This window comes from Frankia gtarii (assembly GCF_025403375.1).
GTDB lineage: Bacteria > Actinomycetota > Actinomycetes > Frankiales > Frankiaceae > Frankia > Frankia gtarii.
Genome location: NZ_JAMPTM010000399.1, coordinates 1 through 4,456 on the forward strand (window position 1 = coordinate 1; position 4,456 = coordinate 4,456).

Consider the following 4,456-nt stretch of genomic DNA (forward strand, 5'->3'; position numbering starts at 1 on the left):
GGAGGGTCGTGCGGGCGGTGGGGATGGTGCTGCATCCGCGGCGGGACTCCGCGCAGGCGGTCGGGGCGGTCCTCGACTGGGCCGCCGAGCGGGACGTGACCGTGCTCGGCATCGGCGGCGAGATCGAGCGGCTGCGGTGCACCGCGGTGGCGGTGCCCGCCGAGGAGCTGGCCAGGCGTAGCGACCTGCTGGTCAGCCTCGGCGGGGACGGGACGATGCTGCGCGCGATGCGACTGGCCGACGGCCGGGCGGCCCCCGTGCTGGGCGTGAACCTCGGCCGGCTGGGCTTTCTCACCGAGGTCGACGTGCCGGAGCTGGCGGCGGCGCTGTCCGCGATCGACCGCAACGAGTACACGGTGGAGCCGCGTCTCGCCGTCGATGCACGGATCGGCGCGGTGACCGTGAGCGCCTTCAACGACGTCGCCGTCGTGCGGGTCCCCGGGCATGGCGGCAGCGCGGCGGTGGCGCTGCGGGTCGACGGGCGGCCGTTCGTCCGCTATGCCGCGGACGCCGTCGTCGTATCGACCCCGGCGGGGTCGACGGCGTACAGCTTCTCGGCCGGCGGGCCGATCGTCAGCCCGTCCGTGGAGGCGCTGCTGGTCACCCCGGCCGCGCCGCACTCGGCGTTCAACCGGGGCGTGGTGCTGTCGATCCGCGACGCCCTCGCCCTCGACGTGCTGCCTGGCAGCGCCCGCCTCGCCGTCGAGGTCGACGGCCGGGTTCACGACTACCTGGAGGCGGGGGCGACGGTCGCGCTGCACGCCCGGCCCGGCGCGGCCGGGGTCGTCCGCCTCGGCCGGACCACCTTCTACGAGCGGGCCGCCCGCAAGCTGCGGTTGGCCAGCTCCGCCGAGGTCGACGGCCCCGGAGCCGGAGCCGGAGCCGGAGCCGGAGCAGCCTGACGCGCAGACGTCGTCGGGCCAGCGGGCAGCGGCCCGCGGGTCAACGGGCAGCGGCCAGCGGGTCAGCGGCCGGCGGCCCAGCGGCGGTCGGACTCGTCCCAGGCCTCGTTGCGGTCGTCGAGGCGCGCCCGCCAGTGCGCCGCCTGCTCGGCGCTGTCGTAGGGACCGAGGCGACGGTGTCCCGGCGCGTCCGGTGGGTTCTCGGCCCGCCCGTGATCGAGGCACCACCACCAGCCGGTCGGATTCCACGCCGAGCTGTCCGCCGCCCGGCCGCGGCCCCGCCCGGACACCGTTCGCTGCAACCATCTGAACATGGTCGATCAGTACCCCGGATCGCGCCGCGTCCACCACCCGCCGCCCACCGACGATCCGGGCGGCCGACGGGCCGACGGGCAACCGGTCGAGCCTGGGAACCCGCCCGCCTAACATGCGACCTGTTCGCGGTCCGGCCCGCTTCTTCGCGGTCCGGCCCATTTCGGCAGCCCTGCACGCCCCGGGAGTCCCCTCATGCCCGTCGACGGAGTTCCGTCCGCCCCGACCCGCTCCCCCGCGGGTCTCGCCGCGCTGCTCGGCGTGCGGATTCCCATCGTCCAGGCGCCGATGACCTACATCGCCGGCGCCCAGCTCGCCGCCGCCGTGTCGAACGCCGGTGCGCTCGGTGTCATCGAGACGACCTCGGTACAGGGCCGCGAGGACCTCAAGCGGGTGCGCGACCTCACCGACGCGCCCGTCGCGGCGAACATCGCGCTGGCCGCCCGCAACGACCCGTCCACCGTGGATGTGCTCGCCGCCGCCGGCATCCGCACCGTGATCACCTCCGCCGGCGACCCCAGGGTCATGACCGGACGGCTGCACGACGCCGGGATGACCGTGTTCCACGTCGTCGGCAGCCTGCGCAACGCGCTCAAGGCCGCCGATGCGGGCGTCGACGGTGTGATCGTCGAGGGCGTCGAGGGCGGCGGGTTCAAGAACCCGCAGGCCGCGTCCACCCTCGTCCTGCTGCCCCTGGTCGCCTCCCGGGTCCGCCTGCCGATCATCGCCGCCGGGGGGATCTGCGACGGGCCGTCGATGGCGGCGGCCCTCGTCCTCGGCGCCCAGGGCGTGCAGATGGGCACGCGGATGCTGACGTCCGCGGAGTCACCGATCCACGACAACCTCAAGAACGCGGTCGTCGGTGCGGACGAGACCGCCACCGTGATGCTGTCGGTGCGGGGCCTGCCGACCATGCGGGTGCTGCGTACTCCCACCGCCGAGCGGGCCCTGGCCGCGGGCCGCTCCGACGTGGGCCTCGACGGCATTCCGGCGCTCTACTTCACCGGTGACCTGGCCGCCAGCATGGCGAACACGGGTCAGGTGGCCGGGCGGATCGCCCAGGTCGAGGCGGTCGCCGACATCATCGACCAGACGTGGGCGGGCGCCCGGGCCGCGCTTGACGACGCCCGCGCCCGCCTCGACGCCTGATTTCGCCTGGACGTCTGATTCAGCCTGGCCGCCTGAAGCCGGGCGGGTTCAGAACGCGGCGGCCGCCGGGATGAGGCGCTCGCCGAGCAGTTCCAGCGGGCGCAGCGTGTCCACGCGCGGCACCGACCCGTGGTAGTGGGTGATGCCGAGCCCGGCCAGCCGCTGGATCTCGGCGAGCAGGGCGTCGATCTTCTCGCCGCCGGGCCCGGGGTCGAGCGAGCCGATCACCGTCTTCTCGATCTCGTCGTAGTCCCGCCCGACGTCCTGGCAGTGCGCGCGCAGCACGTCGAGCTTGTGTTCGACGTCGGGGCCGGCGAACAGGTTGCAGGCCTGCGCGTAGCGCGCGACCAGGCGCAGGGTCTTCTTCTCGCCGCTGCCGCCGATGAGGATCGGCGGATGCGGCCGGCGCAGCGGCGCCGGCACGTTGAGGGTGCGCTCGAGCTGGTAGTGCCGGCCGCTGTAGGGGGCGTCCTTGCCGCTCCACATCTGCAGGCAGATCTCCAGTGCCTCCTCGAGGCGCTCGAAGCGCTCGGCGGTCGGCGGGAACGGCAGGCCGAGACCGCGCGCCTCCGGCTCGTTCCAGGCGGCGCCGATGCCGAGCCAGGCCCGGCCCTCGGACAGCACGTCCAGCGTGGTCACGAGCTTCGCGAGCAGGCCCGGCTCCCGGTAGACGACCGCGGTCACCCAGGCGAGCAGCTCGATGCGGGTCGTACGCGCGGCCAGGTAGCCGAGCGTCGTGTACGCCTCGAGCATGTCGTGCTCGGGCGGGCCGATCATGCCGATCTGCCAGACGTGGTCCATGACGCTGAGCTTCGCGAAGCCCGCGTCCTCGGCTGCGACCGCCACGCGCGTGAGATCCTGCGCGATGGTCCGCGGCCCGCCGGACCAGGTGAAGTCGGAGACGTGCAGCCCGATTTCCATGGCCGTCCTTCCCGTCGGGTGGGAGCGGTCCCGGCACGCACGGCGCGCCGGTGGGGTGGAAGAGTACTGGAGGGTCCTCCGTTTACGACCCTACCGCCGATCGATCCGGCGCGGACCGACCCCACCCGGACGGGATCTGCCGCGGCCCGGCTCGGCGCCGACCTCAGTCGAGGACGACGACGAGCTTTCCGCGCACGTGGCCCGTCTCGCTGATCCGGTGCGCCTCGCCGAGCTCGGCGAGCGGCAGAGCCCGGGCGACCGCCATGGTGAGCCGGCCCGCCGCCGCGAGTGTCGCCGCCTCCCGAAGCGAGTAGAAAGCCCTCCCCTCCGCGCCGGTGGTGAACACGACACCGTGGTCTGCCGCGGTGACATCGCCGATGGACACCACCCGGTCCGGGCTGCCGGTGAGCGCGATCAGGTCCGGCAGCGCGCCCTCGCCCGACACCGCGAGGGCGGCGTCGACCCCGTCCGGGGCCAGCGCGCGGACCCGCTCGACCAGACCCGGGCCGTAGTCCGTCGCCGCCGCGCCGAGCGAGCGCAGGTACTCCTGGTTGTCCCGGCCGGCGGTGCCGATCACCCGCGCCCCGCGCGCCTGCGCGAGCTGGACGGCAGCGAGCCCGACGCCGCCGGCCGCACCGTTGACGAGCAGCGTCCTGCCTGCCGACGCCGACCCGGCGGACAGGCCGAGCAGGTCCAGGCCGCGGGCGGCGGTCTCGACCGCCATCGCCAGGCCCCCGGCCTGCGCCCAGGTCAGCTCGGGCGGCTTCGGCGCCCACTCGTCGAGCACGGCGTACTCGGCGGAGGCGCTCTGCGCCGCGCCGAACACCTCGTCGCCGACCGCGACACCCTCGACGCCGGCACCGACCTCGTCGACCACGCCCGCGGCCTCCATGCCCGGGATGTGGGGCAGCGCCACGGGTATGGTGCGCAGGGTCGAGCCGTTGCGGATCTTCCAGTCGACCGGGTTCACCCCGGCCGCTCGCACCGCGATCCGGATCTGCCCCGGACCCGCGTGCGGCTGCGACACGTCGACCAGGTGCAGAACCTCCGGGCCGCCGGTCTGCGCGAAACTCATCGCCTTCATGCGAGCATCCTCGTTGTCCATGCCTGCATTCTGGTCCCGCTCCCCTCCGCACCGGTCGGCGTGCCTGCCCCGAAGGCAGCCCCTCCGC

General features: G+C 74.5%; 5 protein-coding genes. 2 read left to right on the top strand and 3 right to left on the bottom strand.

Annotation, left to right across the window (positions count from 1 at the left end):
* On the top strand, positions 1-902 hold a 902-nt coding region (locus NBZ83_RS30260), incomplete at its 5' end, for an NAD(+)/NADH kinase (protein WP_264764063.1).
* 62 nt (positions 903-964) lie between these two features.
* On the opposite strand, the gene NBZ83_RS30265 is transcribed toward NBZ83_RS30260, so the two are convergent.
* Positions 965-1,216 (bottom strand): hypothetical protein, encoded by a 252-nt coding sequence (locus NBZ83_RS30265; RefSeq protein ID WP_261567850.1) that lies wholly within the window; start codon positions 1,214-1,216, stop codon positions 965-967.
* Between the two features lie 193 nt (positions 1,217-1,409).
* On the opposite strand from NBZ83_RS30265, the gene NBZ83_RS30270 reads away from it, so the two are divergent.
* On the top strand, positions 1,410-2,363 hold the full coding sequence (locus NBZ83_RS30270; RefSeq protein ID WP_261567849.1) for an NAD(P)H-dependent flavin oxidoreductase: 954 nt from the start codon (positions 1,410-1,412) through the stop codon (positions 2,361-2,363).
* Between the two features lie 48 nt (positions 2,364-2,411).
* Here the strand turns inward: NBZ83_RS30270 and NBZ83_RS30275 are convergent, their stop codons facing one another.
* Both NBZ83_RS30275 and NBZ83_RS30280 read right to left on the bottom strand, forming a co-directional pair.
* On the bottom strand, positions 2,412-3,284 hold the full coding sequence (locus NBZ83_RS30275; protein ID WP_261567848.1) for an LLM class F420-dependent oxidoreductase: 873 nt from the start codon (positions 3,282-3,284) through the stop codon (positions 2,412-2,414).
* Between the two features lie 163 nt (positions 3,285-3,447).
* The gene (locus NBZ83_RS30280) at positions 3,448-4,368 is read right to left on the bottom strand and encodes an NADP-dependent oxidoreductase (protein ID WP_261567846.1); all 921 of its coding nucleotides are present in this window, start codon (positions 4,366-4,368) and stop codon (positions 3,448-3,450) included.
* Positions 4,369-4,456 lie beyond the last annotated feature (88 nt).